The following is a 15,953-nucleotide window of genomic DNA, read 5'->3' on the forward strand; positions in this document are numbered from 1 at the left end:
TTCTGGGGACGGGTGACGTTCATGAACAACCCTTGCGCTCGGGGGAGGAGACCGCGGCTCCTTATTATCGAAGAAGACCGCGGTCGGGTTGTGGGGGCATGGTGATGGCAACGCCGGGGCTCCTAGGATGTCATCCATCATGAAGACCCCGGCCGGAGACGACCGCGACGACACGCTTCCCGCGCGCAGCCCTGATGGCGAGGCGACGCGACTGCTGCCGCGGACGCCAGCGGAGACCGTGCCCGCGACGAATGAATCGGACCGGCAGCCCCGGCACGGGACGTCCTCACCCGTCCAGGTGGGGCGCTACCTGCTCCTGCGGCCGCTGGGCGCGGGAGGCATGGGCGTGGTGTACGCGGCCTATGATCCGGACCTGGACCGGAAGGTGGCGCTGAAGCTGCTGCGCTCGGATGGGCACGCGGATCCGGAGCTGGGACGGGCGCGGCTCCTGCGCGAGGCGCAGGCGATGGCGCGCATCTCGCACCCGAACGTCATCCCGGTGTTCGACGTGGGCATCTGGGGCGCCCAGGTCTTCCTGGCGATGGAGCTGCTGGATGGGGGCACGCTGGGGCAGTGGCTGAAGGAGGCCCCTCGCTCGTGGCGCGAGGTGCTGGAGGCGTACCTGGGCGCGGGCCGGGGGCTCGTGGCCGCGCACGCGGTGGGGCTGGTGCACCGCGACTTCAAGCCGGCCAACGTGCTGAGGGACCGCCGGGGCCGCGTCTGCGTGACGGACTTCGGGCTCGCGCGCCAGGTGGGGCTGCCCTCTGGCGACGATGAGGACTCCTCCGCGCGGGAAGTGAACGCGCTGGCCGCGGAGCGGCGCATGTTGGATGCGCCCATCACCGTCACCGGCGCGGTGATGGGCACGCCGAACTACATGTCCCCGGAGCAGGTGCTGGGCGCGGTCCCGGACGCGAGCACGGATCAATTCAGCTTCTGCGCCGCGCTGTACGCCGCGCTCTACGGCCAGCGCCCCTTCGACGTCGCGCGCATGCAGGCGCTGAAGACGCCGGCCGACCTGGAGGGCCCGAACGCGCCCCGCCTCCTGGAGCCGCCGCGAGACTCGCGGGTGCCCGCGTGGGTGGGCCGGGCGGTGATGCGCGGGCTGGCGCTGCGCCCGGCGGAGCGCTTCCCGGCGCTCGCGGAGCTGCTGGACGCGTTGGGGCAGGAGCCGAAGCGCAGGGCCCGGCGCCGCGCGTGGGGCGGCGTGGGCCTGCTTGCGGGAGGACTCCTGCTGGGCGGCGGCGTGCTCTATCAGCAGTCGCGCGTGTGCGAGGGCGCGGACGCGCTCATGGCGCGGGTGTGGGGCTCGGAGCAGCGAGAGCAGGTGGTGCGTGCCTTCACCGCTACGGGCAGCCCGCTGGGGGCGGACATGGCCGGGCGCGTGGCGGCCGTGCTGGATGGGTACGCGCGAAGCTGGAGCCAACAGCACACGGACGCGTGCAGGGCCACGCTCGTGGAGGGCACCCAGCCGGAGGCCCTGCGCGTCGAGCGCGTGGTGTGCCTGGAGCGGCGGCGCGAGGACGCCCGCGCGGTGGTGGCGCTGCTGTCCACCGCGGACGTCCCCCTGGTGGAGAAGTCCCTGTCGCTGGTGAACGCGCTCCCCGCGCTGGACGAGTGCGCGGACGTGGCGAAGCTGGGCGAGCAGCAGCGGCTGCCGGAGTCGCCCGCGGAGCGCGCCGAGGTGGAGCGACTGGAGGCGCTCCTGTCGGAGGTGAAGGTGCTGGTGGATGGCGGACGCCTTCCCCAGGCCCGGGCGCGGCTGGAGCCGCTGGTGGAGGCCGTGCGGGCCACGGGGTACGCGCCGCTGATGGCCCGGCTCCAGCTTCAGCAGGGGTGGATGCGCGAGCAGTTGGGGGACTCGGAGGGAGCGGCCACCGCGCTGCGGCAGGCTGCCTTCGACGCGGAGGCGGGGAGGGCGGACCGGCTGAAGGTCACCATCCTCAACCGGCTGCTCTACGTGGAGGAGGGCCAGCGGCACTTCGAACCTGCGGAGGTCTGGAGTGGGCTCGCGGACGCGACGCTGCGGCGCATGGGCGGCGACGCCGTGCTGGAAGCGGAGGTGCGGGTCAATCAAGGCAACCTCGCGAACGCGAGGAATGACTTCTCCCGCGCGAGCGCCCTCTTCGAGGAGGCGCGGACGCGGGCGGAGGCGGCGTTGCCGGAAGGCCACCCGCTGCGCGCGCGCATCACCTTCCTCCAGGGCAACCTGGCGATCCGGATGAAGGACACCGCGCGCGGCGTGGCGTTGCTGGAGCGCGCGCTGTCGCTGACGGAGGCCGCGGTGGGCCCGTTGCACCCGGACACCGCGCGAAGGCACGACGTCCTCGCCTGGGCACTTCGCGAGGCGGCGGATCCAGCCCGGGCCCTGCCGCACGCGCGCGCCGCCGTGGAGATCCGCAAGGCGCTCCTGGGGGCGCGCACGCTGCCGGTGGCGGAGGGACTGGACGAGGTGGGCATGTGCCTGCTGGCGCTGGGCCGCCATGACGAGGCGCTGCGCGTCTATGAGGAGGCGCTCGCGACGAAGCAGCAGGTGGCGCCTGCTGGCGACGAGACCTTCCAGTACAGCCAGGACGGCGTGGGACAGGCGCTGCTGGGCCTGGGCCGCGCGAAGGACGCCATCGCGCCGCTGCGGCTGGCGGTGGCGTACCCATCGATGCCGGACGGGACGCTGGCCGAGTCAGGCTTCGCGCTCGCGAGGGCGTTGTGGGAGGCCGGGGAGAGGCAGCCCGCGAGGCAGGAGGCGGAAGCGGCCCGCGCGCGCTTCGTCCGCGCCACGCGCGATCCCGAAGCCGCGACCGTGGCCCGCTGGCTGGAGACGCATCCGGCTCCGGAGGCCGCCGCCGTCCCCGCGCGTCTCAAGGAGCCCCGGCCTCGCGGAAGGCGGTAGCGCCACCGGGTGACTGCGGTCACCCGGTGGAGAGCCCGTCGGGTGACTGGAGTCACCCAGCGCACGCGCCTTCCCTCCTGCGTGTCCCTCTGAAGCCGGGATGCGTAAGCCCTGGCATCGCTCCTGCTTTGGAAGTGGGCATCCGGCCGCAACCGGCCCACCTCCCAGCACGGAGCGTTCCCATGGTCTCTGCCCTGTCCTCCAATGGTTCCTGCGTCCCCTCCTTCAAACGCTGGGACGTGAAGCCGAACGCTGTCCAGCCTCCGGCCGTCGCGACCGCCGGAGCGGCGAAGCCGCCTGCGTCCCAGCCCGCCACGGTGAAGGATGGCTTCGACGTGGGCCGCGACACCCGCGCGGATTGGCAGTCGTTCTCCGGGCAGGCCCAGGGCACGGACCCGCGGACCGCGAGCACGGCGAAGACGCTGGCGCCCGACAAGGCGACTGCGGAGGCTGCCGTCCAGCAGAGCTACGCGGACTGGAAGGAGAAGTACGTCACGGCCGACGGAGCCAATGGTGCGCTGCGCGTGCAGCGCCCGGAGAACAACGGCGACACGGTGTCGGAGGGCATTGGTTACGGGATGCTGCTCGCCGCGAACAATGGAGACCAGACGACGTTCGATGGCCTGTGGAAGTACGCCCAGTCCCATCTGAACGAGAACGGCCTGATGAACTGGCGGATCGACGCCCAGGGCGGAACGCTGGGCCAGAACGGCGCCACGGACGCGGATGAGGACATGGCGATGGCGCTGGTGAGCGCCGACAAGAAGTGGGGCGGCTACAAGCAGGACGCCACCACGCTCATCGACAACATCCTGGAGCACGAGGTGGAGCCGGGCACGAACGTGCTCAAGCCGGGCGACGCGTTCGGTGGCTCCTCGGAGACGAATCCCAGCTACTTCGCGCCCGCGTACTACAAGGAGTTCAGCAAGTTCACCGGTGACACGCGCTGGGACCAGGTCGCGGACGCCAGCTACGACATGCTGGACAAGGCGCTGAAGCAGCCCGGTTCGAAGGACACGGGACTGGTGCCGGACTGGATGGATGCCAATGGCAAGCCGCTGGACCGGGGGCCGAACGCCACCTACGACGCCATGCGGACCCCCTGGCGCATCGGTCTGGACGCGGCGTGGAATGATGATCCGCGCGCCAGTGCCTACCTGGACAAGGTGAACACCTTCTGGAAGTCACAGGGCGTCGAGAACATCGGCGACACGTACGCGCTGGACGGCACGTCCCTGTCGAAGAACCACAACGCGACGGCGGTCTCCATGGCCGCGGCGGGCGCCATCGCGGACCCGGATGCCGGGTACCGTGGCGCGATGTGGAACGAGATGGTGAAGACCACCGAGGGCGGTGGCTACTTCGGTGACTCGTTGCGCGCGCTGTCGCTGCTGACGTCATCGGGGCAGATGGCGCGCCCCTCGGACACCAGCGCACCGCGGCTGGACGCGGTCTCCAGCCCCCAGGGCGTGAGCGGTGACTACGGCGCGGCACAGGCCATGACGGACATGGACAGGCTCTCGTCCCTGCACCCGGTGGGGGCGGAGATGCACGGCGTGGGGGACGCGAATCGCGCCGGGTTCGAGAAGAACAAGCGCCCCATCGCCGAGGCCGCGCTCAGCGCCGCGAAGCGCTACTTCCCGGAGCTGCCACTCCAGGACGCCACGCGCATGCTGCTGGCGGACATCGCGCAGGAGTCCACGTTCAACCCGAAGCTCAACGTGGAACCCAACGGCAGCGTCACCCCGGACAAGACCATCGGTCTGTTGCAGCCGCGTGCGGCCTCCAACCTGGAGGACTTCCGCAACTACGCGAGCGGCAATGGCCTGAAGCGCGCGGACGGCAGCGCCTGGGACCCCAAGCAGACCCAGGACCCGGAGCTGGCCAACGTCTGGGAGAACGTGCACGTCGGCGCCTGGTACATGTCGCAGATGGCCCGGCTGGGTGCCGTCTCCGCCAACGAGCATTACCTCTGGGGTCGCGACGGGACGGCGCCCACCACCGTCCAGACGGGACTGCTCTCCCACTTCATGGGCCCGGGCGGCGCGGCCAACGAAGGCACCAGCAACCCCGGCGCCGCCAGGTACCTGTCCATGGTGGGCGGAGAGATGGACTTCCTCCAATCAGGCCTCGCCCAGCGCGTCTACGGCACCGTGCTCAAGCCCGGTGCCGTGTAACGCGTCACTGCTTCAGTCCAGGCGCGTCGCGACGCGGGCGACCATCGTGTCGCCGGTCGCGTCCCCGGCCTTGAGCGCGTACAGGGAGCGCATGACTTCGGACGTGATGTAGCGCAGGTGCGGCGATGGGGAGGTCGCGGCCTCGCAGATGATGCGCGCGATGTCGTCCGCGGTCTGTCCCATGCTCGCGTAGGTCTCCGCGGAGCCCCGCATGTACCGGCCCAGCAGCTCGCCATACACGGCCGGTCCGTTGCCCTGGGTGCCATTGCCCGTCGCGCGCACGTTGTTGACGAACTCCGTGTGGACGGGCCCCGGCTCCACCAGCGAGACCTGGATGCCCAGCCGTGACGCCACGGGGGCCAGGCTCTCCATGAAGCCCTCCACCGCGAACTTCGCCGCGCAGTACGCGTCGTTGAAGGGCTGGCCCACCAGGCCTCCAATGCTGCTCAGGGAGATGATGCGCCCGGACCGCTGCTCTCGCATGACAGGGAACACCGCCTGGGTGACGCGCCACACGCCGAAGAAGTTGACCTCCATCGTTCGCCGCAGGGCCTCCTCGGAGGTCTGCTCCATCGTGGCCAGGTAGCCCGCGCCCGCGTTGTTCACGAGCAGGTCGATGCGGCCGTGCGCCTGGAGGACGTCGCGGACACACGCCTGGGTGGAGGCGTCGCTGGTCACGTCCAGCGTGCGGATGTGGAGCTTCACGGCCTCCCGCTCCGCCCGTTCGCGGAGCGCGTCCGCCCGGGCGCTATCGCGCAGGGTGGCCACGACTTCGAAGCCCTGGCGTGCCAGGTGGATGGCCGTGCTCAGGCCAATGCCAGTGGAGGTGCCAGTGACGAGTGCGACCGGGGCCATGCAAGGTGTCTCCTGGAGCGGCGCACCGGGAGCGGCGCGCAGGGCGCAATGACTATCACCCTGGGCCCCTCCCGCACGCGGATTCCAGGACTCAGGCCTTCTTCAGCTTCTCTCCCACCGCGCCGAGCAGCTGGTCGAAGGACTCGGAGAACAGGCGGATGCCGTCAGTGGACAGCTCGTCCGTCACCGTCTTCATGGAGATGCCGGCTGCTTCCAGCTGGCGCATCGTCGCCTCCGCCCCGGGCAGGTCCTCCTCCAGGCTGGGGCGCACCTTGCCGTGGTCTCGGAACGCGTCGATGGTGGCGGGCGGCATGGTGTTCACCGTGTCGCGGCCGATGAGCTCCTCCACGTAGAGCACGTCGCGCAGCTTCGGGCTCTTGGTGCTGGTGCTCGCCCAGAGCACGCGCTGCACCTTGGCGCCCTTCGCCGCGAGCGCCTTCCAGCGCGAGCTCCCGAAGACCTCCTTGAAGGTGCGGTAGGCGAGCTTCGCGTTGGCGATGGCCACCTTGCCGCTCAGTCCCTCCATCGCCTTCTGCTGCTCCGGCGTGGCGCCCGCCTTGAGCTTCTTCTCAATCTCCTTGTCCACGATGGCGTCGATGCGGCTGATGAAGAACGACGCCACGCTCGCCACGCGGCTCACGTCCCCACCGGACGCGGCGAACTTCTCCAGGCCGGAGACGTAGGCCTCGGCGATCTGCTTGTAGCGCTCCTGGCTGAAGAGCAGCGTCACGTTGACGTTGAGGCCCTCGGCGGTGAGCTGCTCGAAGGCCGGCAGGCCCGGAATGGTGCCCGGGACCTTGATCATCACGTTGGGCCGCGACAGCGTCTTCCACAGCCGCCGCGCCTCCTCCAGCGTGCCCTGCGTGTCCAGCGCCAGGCCCGGTGACACCTCCAGCGACGCGTAGCCGTCCTGGCCCTTCGTCGCGTCGTACACGGGCTTGAGGATGTCCGCGGCGCCCTGCACGTCGCGCACGGCGAGCTGCTCATAGAGGTCGTTGCCGGAGAGGCCCTTGCCCTTCGCCGCGTCGAAGAGGTCCTGGTAGTCGTCGCTGCCCGACACGGCCTTCTGGAAGATGGTCGGGTTGGACGTGAGCCCCTTGAGCCCGTCCTCGTCGATGAACTTCTTCAGCGTGCCCTTGGTGATGTAGCTGCGCTGGAGGTTGTCCACCCAGACGGATTGGCCGAACTCGGCGAGCTGTCGCAGCGGATTCATGGATTCTCCCGGCGGGGGCGCGAGGCTCCCAGATGGCGTTGCTTCAAGTTGCGCATGCCCTGCCGCCCACGTCCGGCCGGGCGGGCAGGCACTCGCGGATTCTGCCTGTGAACAGGGCCGGCGGGGGGCAACGCTTCTCGCAGGCCGGGGCAGTCAACACAGTAGCGGGGGCACACCCCTGGCCCCCCAACCCGGGAGCGAAACGATGGCGGACACCTTGGCGGACCTCGCGGCGCAGCTGCGCATCGACAGCATCCGCTGCACCACGGCGGCGGGCTCGGGCCACCCCAGTTCGTCCATGTCCGCGGCGGACATCATGGCCGTGCTGTTCCAGAAGTACCTGCGCTTCGACTTCCAACAGCCGAAGGCCCCCAACAACGACCGCTTCGTGCTCTCCAAGGGCCACGCCTGCCCGGTCCTCTACTCCGCCTTCAAGGCAGCGGGCGCCATCGACGACCGGGAATTGCTCTCGCTGCGCAAGTTCGGCAGCCGGCTGGAGGGGCACCCGAACCCGCACGTGCTGCCGCTCGTGGACGTGGCCACCGGGTCGCTGGGGCAGGGGCTGGCCGTGGGCGTGGGAATGGCGCTCGGCGCGAGGATGGACGGACTGCCCTTCCGCACCTACGTGCTCATGGGCGACAGCGAAACGGCGGAGGGCTCCGTGTGGGAGGCGTTCGACAAGGCCGGCCACTATGGGCTCGACAACCTGTGCGCCATCATCGACGTGAACCGGCTGGGGCAGAGCCGTGAGACGGAGCTGGGCTGGAACCTGGAGGCCTACGCGGCCCGCGCCCGAGCCTTCGGGTGGAACGCCGTCACGCTGGACGGCCATGACCTGGGCGCCATCGACCGGGCCTTCGCCGAAGCCCAGGCGAAGAAGGGTCAGCCCACCTGCCTCGTCTGCAAGACGGAGAAGGGGCACGGCTCCTCGCTCATCGCCAACCAGGACGGCTGGCACGGCAAGCCGCTGCCGGAGGACAAGGCACAGGACGCCATCCGTGAGCTGGGCGGGGAGCGCAACGTCCGCGTCCAGGTGAAGAAGCCGGAGGCGCTGAAGGCCACCGTCCAGGACAAGGCCTCGCCGTTGCAGTTGCCCACGTACGAGGTCGGCCAGAAGGAGGCCACGCGCAAGGCGTATGGCGACGCGCTCCTGGCGCTGGGCAACGCCCGACCGGACGTGGTGGCGCTGGACGCGGAGGTGTCCAACTCCACGTACTCGAACGAGTTCCAGAAGGCGCACCCGAAGCGCTACTTCGAGATGTTCATCGCGGAGCAGAACATGGTGTCCAGCGCGGTGGGCATGGCGGTGCTGGGCAAGAAGGCCTTCGTCAGCACCTTCGCGGCCTTCCTGTCGCGCGCCTATGACCAGGTGCGCATGGCGGCCATCTCCAACGCCACGGTGCACCTGTGCGGCAGCCACGCAGGCGTGTCCATTGGAGAGGACGGACCGTCGCAGATGGCGCTGGAGGACCTGGCGATGATGCGCGCGGTGGGAGGCAGCACGGTGCTCTACCCGAGCGACGCGAACCAGACCGCGAAGCTGCTGGCGCAGGTGCTGGAGCGCCAGGGCATCACCTACCTGCGCAGCACGCGTGAGAAGACGCCGGTGCTCTACCCCGCGACGGAGGACTTCCCCATTGGCGGCAGCAAGGTGGTGCGCCAGTCCGATGAGGACGTGGCGACGGTGGTGGCCGCCGGCATCACGCTGCACGAAGCGCTCAAGGCCTACGAGGCGCTGAAGAAGGACGGCATCGCGGTGCGCGTCATCGACCTGTACTCCGTGAAGCCGGTGGACGCGAAGACGCTGCGCAAGGCCGCGCGAGAGACGCTGGGGCGGCTCATCGTGGTGGAGGACCACTGGGCGGAAGGGGGCCTGGCGGACGCGGTGCTGGAGGCCTTCACCGGTGAGCGCGAGCGGCTGCCCATCGTGGTGCGGCTCGCGGTGACGAAGATGCCCGGCTCCGGCAAGCCCGCGGAGCTGCTGAACGCCGCGGGCATCGACGCGGAGCACATCGTGGAGGCCGTCACCTCGCTGAGGGAGGAGACGACGGCCCGGGGCGGGGACGGCCAGGGCAAGCCGCCCGAGAACGCCTGGGGCCACACGAACGCGTAGCCCCGGGTGTCTGTCTTCTCAGGGCTTCGGATCCAGCCGCTCGGCCGCGCGCGCCGCACCCATGGAGCGCGCGTAGTCCAGCGCGGTGCGCTTGTCAGCGTCCCGGACCCGGTGGTCCGCGCCGCGCTGGATCAGCAGCTCCATCATCTCCAGCTTGTCGAACATGGCCGCGAACATCAGCGGCGTGCGGCCATCCGGGCCCGCGCCGTCCACGTCCGCGCCCGCCTCCAGGAGCACCGTGGCGATGGCCTCGTTGCCCTTGAAGGCCGCGCCAGCCAGGGGTGTCTGGCCCGCGTCGTTGGGCTGCTCCGGATCCGCGCCGCGCTCCAGCAGCAGGCGCGTCGCGTCCACGTGGCCGTAATAGCTGGCCAGCATCAGCAGGGAGTCGCCCCGCTCGTTGCGAACGCTGACGGGAAGCCCGGCGTCGAGCAGCTCGCGCAGCTTCCCGGCGTCCCCCGAGCGGACCAGCGTGAAGGCGTCCCTCACGGCGGCGTCGGCATCCGAGGGCGGAGTAGCGTTCTTCGGGTCGTTCGTGGGGCTCATGGTCGGTGTTCCTTCCTCGTAGGACATCCCTGACGTGTCGACTTCCCGGGGCGCGGCGGTCAGGGAGTGTAGAGCTCGGCTGCGTTGGAGTCGAAGCTCCCCGACACGACAAGGACCCTGCCGTCGAACAGCAGCGTCGCCGTGTTGAGCGCAAAGCGCGGGACGATTGTGGGCGCGGTGGGCGTCCAGGTGCCCGTGGCCGGGTCGTACAGCGCCGCGGAGTCCGAATACACGGCGAGCGCCTTCCCATTGAGCAGCACCGTCACCGGGCCCTGGAACGATGTGGACGGTGAGCCCGTGAGGCTCCAGGTGCCCGTGGCCGGGTCGTACAGCTCCGCAGTATCCCCCCCCAAGTCGAGCACCCGCCCATCCAGCAGCAACACCGGCCAGCCGCCGATGGGGATGACAGGAGCGCCCGTGGGATTCCAGGTGCCCGTGGCCGGGTCGTACAGCTCCGCAGTGGCGCCCTCCACGGCGAGCACCCTGCCGTCCTGCAGACGCGGCGCCGAGCTCGCCTCACGACTCATGGCCAGGGAGCCGGTCGCGCTCCAGGTCCCCGACGCAGGGTCATAGAGCTCCGCCGACAGTCCACTCTGAACGAGCACCTGGCCATCGAGAAGGAGTGTCGCGGTCTGGCCGGAGCGGGGTTCCGTCATGGAGCCCGTGGGACTCCAGGTGCCCGTGGCCGGGTCGTACAGTTCCGCCGTTCGCAGGGTGAAGAACTCATCCATTCCACCCGCGACGAGCACCTTGCCGTTGAGGAGCAGTGTCGCCGTGTGGCCGTAGCGGCATTCGAGCATGGAGCCGGTCGCGCTCCAGGTATTCGAGGCCGGGTCATACAGCTCCGCCGTGTTGTTGCACTGGCCTCTTTGCGCTTCGCTGCCGCCCGCGACGAGCACCCTGCCGTCCTGCAGCCGCGTCGCCGTGCTGAACAGGCGAAGACTGCCTCCAACCATGGGCCCCGTCAGGGCCCACGTCCCCGGAACGGAACAGCCTGGCAGTCCCGTCACGGTGAAGCTCCGGGTGGCCGTGAGGCCGAATGCATTCGTCACGGTGACGGTGATGGACGGGGGCGTGCCACCACTGGCGCAAGGGGGCGCCGTCCAGGTGACGCGGCTGTGCGTGGAGTCGCCGGTCGGCGTGCCCAACGCGCCGGTGCTCGCGTCCCAGGAGAAGGTGAGCGCGGAGCCCTGCGGGTCGCTGGCGGCCACTTCATAGGTGAGTACGTCGCCCGGGTTGGCGGTGTTCGAGGAGCGGTAGGAGCGGAGGATGACGGGCGCGAGGTGGGTGGTGGGGGGCGTGCTGGTGACGCACAGGGCGACGGTGCCTGTGTTGTGCCCTCCGCGCCCGTCGGACACGGCGACGGTCAGGCGGCAGTTGTTGCAGGCCCCGGCCGGCGCGAGCGAAGGCGTGAATTGAGTGAAGTCGGAGGACGTGTCGCTGAAGGTGCCCGCGCACGACGCGCTCCAGGCGTAGGAGAGGCTGTCACCGTCCAGGTCCATGGCCAGCGCGGAGAGCGTCGTCGGCTGGCCCACGGCCAGCCGCGTCGCGGTCGCGGTGATGGAGGTCACCTGGGGAGCGCTGTTGAAGGAGATGGACAGCTCGGCCTCGCCTTCCCCTTCGGGCAGGACGTTGACGACCAGGAGGGCGCTGGAGGCCAGGCCGCGTGAGTCCGTCACCGTCAACGTGAGCGTTTGAATGCCGGTGGTGGCGGGAGCCGTCCACGAGGTGAAGGGTTCGGAGGCCGAGGAGAACGTGCCCGCGGTGGCGCTCCATGCGTAGCTGAGCGTGTCGTCCGGGTTCGGGTCATGCGCGGAGGAGAACAGGGAGACGGTGCCGCCAGCCGCCACGGTGCTCGGGTTCGCCGCCACGAAGTCGATGATGGGCGCTTCGTTCTCGAAGGGCGGCGGGGGATTGAGCTGTTGGAGGGTGATGGCGACGAGGGTCGTCTGGTCCGCGAGGATGGTGATGCCGTCGGCGGAGCCCGAGTAGAGCAGGGTGCCGGAGGCGTCATAGGCTCGCGCGGCGAAGGCACGGCCGGGGCCGGCGGGGATGTTGCCAATGGTTCCGCCCCACACTCCGTTCGTGGGAGCCAGGTCCACCCAGACGGTGCGGATGTCCGGCCCGCCCGAGGCGACCGCGACGCGGGCGATGGTGGATGAGAGGGATTGGGACACCGAGACGGCGAACCGCACCGTCCCCGTGTCCCCGGTGGTGTCTCCACAGCCCGCCAGCAGCGCCGCTGTGAGTGCCAGCATCAGGTGAAAGGATGCGCGTCTCATGGGGTGTAGACCTCCGCCGACTCGGAAGACTCTTCGGTATTGGGAGGGGTTCCGGCGACGAGCGCCCTTCCGTCGGGCAGCGCCGTCACCGTGTACCAGGCCCGCTCGATGGCCGGCGCACGGGCCATGCTCCACGTGCCCGAGTCCGGCGCATACAGCTCCGCCACCGACGGGCCCACGAGGAGCACCCTGCCGTCAGTCAGCCGCACCGCCGGGCCGATGATGGGTTCGAGTGGGGCGCCCGTCAGGCTCCAGATGTCCAGGAAGGGGTCATACACCTCTGCCGTCGTGCCTCCCGCGACGAGCGCCTTGCCATCGAGGAGCAGCACCGGCAGGCCTCCCAGGCGCGCGAGCGGAGGACGGGCCGGGCTCCAGGTCCGCGTGGCCGGGTCGTACAGCTCCGCCGTGGTGAGTCCCGTGGCGAGCACCTTGCCCGTGGGCAGCAGCGGCGCGGTGAAGAAGTGGGGCTCGGCCATGGCGCCCGCCGCGCTCCAGGTACCCGTGGCCGGGTCGTACACCTCCGCGGACGTGAGGTCGCCGCTCATGTCCTCGCCCCCCGCCACGAGCACCTTGCCATCGGGCAGCAGCGTCGCCAGGTGCTTGGAGCGCCCCTGGGCCATGGAGCCCGTGGGGGTCCAGGTGTTCGTGGCCGGGTCGTACAGCTCCGCCCGCGCGGAATAGAACTCGAAGCCTTCGCCTCCCGCGACGAGAACCCTGCCGTCGAGCAGCAGCGTCGCCGAGTGGAAGAGGCGGCGCACGTTCATGGGGGCGCCAGGGGTCCAGGTGTTCGTGACCGGGTCGTACAGCTCCGTCGTGCCGAGATAGAAGCTGCGTTTCTGGGCACTCCCCCCGGCGATGAGCACCCTGTCGTCCGGAAGCAGCGTCGCGGTGTGACCCCATCGGGGCCCGCCGCCCATGGGACCCGTCGGGGCCCACTGTCCCACCAGGGCACAGTCCGGCAGCCCCGCCACCGTGAAGCTCCGCGAGGCCGTGTCGTCGAAGGCATTCGTCACCGTGACGGTGAGGGTCGGAGTCGTGCCCGGGCGGATGCACATGGGCGCCGTCCAGGTGATGCGGCTGCGGTTGCCGACCGGAGCCGGAACGTCTGTCGTGCCGGTGCTCGCGTCCCAGGAGAAGGTGAGCGCGGAGCCCCGCGGGTCGCTCGCCACCACTTCATAGGTGAGCACCTGACCCGGGCTCGCCGTGTCGGAGGAGCGGTAGGAGCGGAGGATGACGGGCGCGATGGGATTGACGGGAGGCGTGCTGGTGACGCACAGGGCGACGGTGCCCGTGTTGTGTCCGCCGCGCCCGTCGGACACGGCGACGGTCAGGCGGCAGTTGTTGCAGGCTTCGGCTGGTGCGAGCGAAGGCGTGAATTGAGTGAAGTCGGAGGACGTGTCGCTGAAGGTCCCCGCGCACGACGCGCTCCAGGCGTAGGAGAGGTTGTCACCGTCCGGATCCGACGCAGTGACGGACACCGTCGTCGGCTGCCCGACGACGAGCTGCGTCGGTGAAGCATCCAGCGAGCTCACCTCCGGTGCGCTGTTGAAGGAGATGGACAGTTCGGCCTCGCCTTCCCCTTCGGGCAGGACGTTGACGACCAGGAGGGCGCTGGAGGCCAGGCCGCGCGAGTCCGTCACGGTGAGCGTGAGCGTCTGAAGCCCGGTGGAGGCGGGAGCCGTCCACGAGGTGAAGGGTTCGGAGGCCGAGGAGAACGTGCCCGCGGTGGCGCTCCATGCGTAGCTGAGCGTGTCGTCCGGGTTCGGGTCATGCGCGGAGGAGAACAGGGAGACGGTGCCGCCAGCCGCCACGGTGCTCGGGTTCGCCGCCACGAAGTCGATGATGGGCGCTTCGTTCTCGAAGGGCGGCGTCGGGTTGATTTGTTGGAGGGTGATGGCGACGAGGGTCGTCTGGTCCGCGAGGATGGTGATGCCGTCGGCGGAGCCCTCGAAGCGCAACGCGCCCCCGGCATCGAAGGCCTGCGCCAGGAAGGTGCGGTCGGCGCCCGCAGGAATGTTGCCAATGATTCCGCCCCACACCCCGTTCGTTGGCGCGAGCTCCACGGACACGGAGGGGATGGCCGCTCCCCCAGAGGTGACGACGACGCGGGTGATGCCGGATGCGAGGGATTGGGGCACGGCGACCGTGAAGCGCGCCGTCCCCGCATCCCCCGATAAAGTGCCGCAGCCCACGAACAGCGCGGCCACGAGCACCAGGATCAGGTGCCTGTCTGCTCTCTTCATGAACGTCCCCTCTTGGTCGCGATAGCGATTGGGCGGACTATCCAGGATGGAAGGCATTGCCGCCTATGACCCGGGCAGGTGGCCCACCGTCGCTTGCCGGACGACGGAGGCTCCCTGTCGTCAGTAGGGGGCGGCAGGGGCCTTCACGTCCGCGGAGGGATGCCCTTCCAATTCCAAAGGGCAATCCCATCCCCGGAATCCGACAGCCATCGCGCGCTCCAGTCCCATGGCAGAGGAACGGTGGTAACGCCACCCTTGCCGCCGCTCCCAATCCGAGGTGCCGGAAATGCACGGGTCACGGTCATGGTGGAGATTGTTCCTGCTGCTGACGCTGGGAGGGCCACTGGCGTGCGAAGTCGCTCCTGTCCCGGGAGTGTTGTCATTGAAGTCTCCCGCGAGCGGAGACACGGATGAAGCGAAGTCGCCGGAGACGACCGAATCCCTCCAGGCCTCGGCCATCTTCGAGGCCACGCTGCGCGAGGAGACCCCGTCGGCGTCCGGCCGGCTGAAGCCCGTGGAGCGGCTCGGCAAGCTGCTCTTCTTCGACCGCCGGCTCTCCGAGCCCATGGGCCAGGCCTGTGCCGTCTGTCATGGCCCCGAGGTGGGCTGGACAGGCCCTAGCCTGCTCATCAACCTCACCGGCTCTGTCTATGAAGGCGCCGTGCGGGGGCGCTTCGGCAATCGCAAGCCGCCCTCGTCCGCCTATGCCACGCAGGCTCCCATCCTCCACCTGGTGACGCCAGGACAGCCCGACTTCGTGGGCGGCAACTTCTGGGACGGCCGCGCCACCGGCGAGGAGCTGGGCAACCCCGCCGCGGATCAGGCGCAGGGCCCCTTCCTCAACCCAGTGGAGCAGAACAACCCCAGCGAGGCCGCGGTGGTGGCCAAGGTCTGCGGCGGCCCTTACGGCGACCTCTTCCGGGCCGTCTGGGGCGCCCGCATCTGCGGCGACGTGCCGCGCGCCTATGACAACATCGCGAGGTCCATCGCCGCGTACGAGGGCTCTCGCGAGGTGAACGCCTTCTCCTCGAAGTACGACGCCTACCTCGCGGGCCGCGCGCGGCTCTCTTCGCAGGAGCAGTGGGGCCTGAAGCTCTTCGAGGGCAAGGCCCAATGCGACAACTGCCACACGAGCCAGCGCGGCCCGGGCGGCGAGCCGCCGCTCTTCACCGACTACACCTTCGAGAACCTGGGCGTGCCGCGCAACCTGCTCAATCCCTGGTACTGGCAGCTCCAGTTCAACCCGGATGGACCCTTCTGGATCGACCCGGGCCTTGGGGGTTTCCTCCAGACGCGCCAGGATTACGCGCCCTTTGCGCGCGCCAACCTGGGCAAGGTCAAGGTTCCCACCCTGCGCAACGTGGACAAGCGCCCCTTCCCTGGCTTCACCAAGGCCTATGCCCACAACGGCTACTTCAAGAGCCTGGAGTCCATCGTCCACTTCTACAACACGCGTGACGTGCTGCCGGTCTGCACGGGGAGCGCGTCTGGGATTCCTGGCGTGGACTGCTGGCCCATGCCGGAGGTGGGGCTGAACATCAACACGCGGGAGATGGGCAACCTGGGCCTGTCACCCCAGGAGGAGCAGGCCATCGTCGCCTTCCTGCGCACGCTCTCGGACGGCTACTTCCAGTGAC

The 15,953-nt window shown here is 69.9% G+C and carries 9 protein-coding genes; 4 read left to right on the forward strand and 5 right to left on the reverse strand.

Going from position 1 to position 15,953, the window contains the following annotated elements; genetic code table 11:
* The first annotated feature begins 139 nt into the window (after positions 1-139).
* Together D7V77_RS20730 and D7V77_RS20735 are read left to right on the forward strand one after the other, a co-directional pair.
* Positions 140-2,890 (forward strand): serine/threonine-protein kinase, encoded by a 2,751-nt coding sequence (locus D7V77_RS20730; protein ID WP_158624448.1) that lies wholly within the window; start codon positions 140-142, stop codon positions 2,888-2,890.
* Positions 2,891-3,072: 182 nt separating this feature from the next.
* Positions 3,073-5,067 carry a glycosyl hydrolase family 8 gene (locus D7V77_RS20735; protein WP_120578023.1) on the forward strand — a complete coding sequence of 665 codons (1,995 nt, stop codon included), beginning with the start codon at positions 3,073-3,075 and terminating at the stop codon, positions 5,065-5,067.
* 12 nt (positions 5,068-5,079) lie between these two features.
* Here D7V77_RS20735 and D7V77_RS20740 read toward each other — a convergent pair whose 3' ends face one another.
* Both D7V77_RS20740 and tal read right to left on the reverse strand, forming a co-directional pair.
* Positions 5,080-5,922 carry an SDR family oxidoreductase gene (locus D7V77_RS20740; RefSeq protein ID WP_120578024.1) on the reverse strand — a complete coding sequence of 281 codons (843 nt, stop codon included), beginning with the start codon at positions 5,920-5,922 and terminating at the stop codon, positions 5,080-5,082.
* 91 nt (positions 5,923-6,013) lie between these two features.
* Entirely contained in the window at positions 6,014-7,135 is a 1,122-nt protein-coding gene (tal, locus tag D7V77_RS20745; protein WP_120578025.1) for a transaldolase, read from the reverse strand.
* Positions 7,136-7,340: 205 nt separating this feature from the next.
* On the opposite strand from tal, the gene D7V77_RS20750 reads away from it, so the two are divergent.
* The gene (locus D7V77_RS20750) at positions 7,341-9,248 is read left to right on the forward strand and encodes a transketolase (RefSeq protein WP_120578026.1); all 1,908 of its coding nucleotides are present in this window, start codon (positions 7,341-7,343) and stop codon (positions 9,246-9,248) included.
* Between the two features lie 18 nt (positions 9,249-9,266).
* On the opposite strand, the gene D7V77_RS20755 is transcribed toward D7V77_RS20750, so the two are convergent.
* Genes D7V77_RS20755 through D7V77_RS20765 form a run of 3 tightly spaced genes read right to left on the reverse strand, consistent with a single transcriptional unit; the run spans position 9,267 to position 14,316 of the window.
* Positions 9,267-9,791, reverse strand: a complete 525-nt coding sequence (locus D7V77_RS20755; protein WP_120578027.1) for an ankyrin repeat domain-containing protein — start codon at positions 9,789-9,791, stop codon at positions 9,267-9,269.
* A 59-nt stretch (positions 9,792-9,850) separates the two neighbouring features.
* On the reverse strand, positions 9,851-12,073 hold the full coding sequence (locus D7V77_RS20760) for a kelch repeat-containing protein (protein WP_120578028.1): 2,223 nt from the start codon (positions 12,071-12,073) through the stop codon (positions 9,851-9,853).
* The gene (locus tag D7V77_RS20765; protein WP_120578029.1) at positions 12,070-14,316 is read right to left on the reverse strand and encodes a kelch repeat-containing protein; all 2,247 of its coding nucleotides are present in this window, start codon (positions 14,314-14,316) and stop codon (positions 12,070-12,072) included. Before D7V77_RS20765 ends, D7V77_RS20760 begins: the two co-directional genes overlap by 4 nt.
* 382 nt (positions 14,317-14,698) lie before the next feature.
* Here D7V77_RS20765 and D7V77_RS20770 point away from each other — a divergent pair, with 382 nt between their 5' ends.
* Complete coding sequence (locus D7V77_RS20770) at positions 14,699-15,952, forward strand: cytochrome-c peroxidase (RefSeq protein WP_233597129.1); 1,254 nt, start codon at positions 14,699-14,701, stop codon at positions 15,950-15,952.
* The last annotated feature ends 1 nt before the right edge of the window (position 15,953 follow it).

The sequence above is a fragment of the Corallococcus sp. CA041A genome (assembly GCF_003612075.1).
Lineage (GTDB): Bacteria > Myxococcota > Myxococcia > Myxococcales > Myxococcaceae > Corallococcus > Corallococcus exiguus.

Excerpts from the sequence above, each read along its gene's own strand:
- D7V77_RS20760 (WP_120578028.1), bottom strand. The coding sequence starts at position 12,073 with ATGAGACGCGCATCCTTTCACCTGATGCTGGCACTCACAGCGGCGCTG.
- D7V77_RS20755 (WP_120578027.1), bottom strand. The coding sequence starts at position 9,791 with ATGAGCCCCACGAACGACCCGAAGAACGCTACTCCGCCCTCGGATGCC.
- D7V77_RS20740 (WP_120578024.1), bottom strand. The coding sequence starts at position 5,922 with ATGGCCCCGGTCGCACTCGTCACTGGCACCTCCACTGGCATTGGCCTG.
- tal (WP_120578025.1), bottom strand. The coding sequence starts at position 7,135 with ATGAATCCGCTGCGACAGCTCGCCGAGTTCGGCCAATCCGTCTGGGTG.
- D7V77_RS20735 (WP_120578023.1), top strand. The coding sequence starts at position 3,073 with ATGGTCTCTGCCCTGTCCTCCAATGGTTCCTGCGTCCCCTCCTTCAAA.
- D7V77_RS20730 (WP_158624448.1), top strand. The coding sequence starts at position 140 with ATGAAGACCCCGGCCGGAGACGACCGCGACGACACGCTTCCCGCGCGC.
- D7V77_RS20750 (WP_120578026.1), top strand. The coding sequence starts at position 7,341 with ATGGCGGACACCTTGGCGGACCTCGCGGCGCAGCTGCGCATCGACAGC.
- D7V77_RS20765 (WP_120578029.1), bottom strand. The coding sequence starts at position 14,316 with ATGAAGAGAGCAGACAGGCACCTGATCCTGGTGCTCGTGGCCGCGCTG.